The sequence below is a fragment of the Fructilactobacillus sp. X2R1C1 genome (assembly GCF_059901435.1).
The window spans coordinates 1-269 of sequence record NZ_JBWXUV010000093.1 but is presented as its reverse complement, the minus strand read 5'-3'; the positions used below and the strand labels follow the sequence as shown (position 1 = coordinate 269).

Annotated in this window: 1 protein-coding gene; it reads right to left on the bottom strand. The window is 52.0% G+C overall.

Annotated features, from left to right (window positions below):
• Positions 1-269 (bottom strand): aminopeptidase (locus tag AC6UDG_RS07610; protein WP_500706976.1); only part of this gene is annotated, 269 nt, incomplete at both ends.

Sequence of the window (269 nt, the reverse complement as noted above, 5' to 3'; positions counted from 1 at the left end):
GGCTGTGTCAGCGGCACCTACGACCGTCCAGGTTAAGTCGTTATTCTGCGTAGCAACCCGGACCGCGTTCGTGGCCTTACCCATGGCAGCCGTGTTCTTGGCCACTCGTTTGGGATCAATTTGGGCAAAAGCAGCCGGGTCCTCAGACAAAACTGAGATTCGAGCGGCATGCTTATCAACGATGTAGTTGGCCTCATCAATCATGTACTGGGGAATGTTTTCCAACCGTTCGTCACTAGCGTGTTCTAAGAACTGCTTAGAAACAAAGG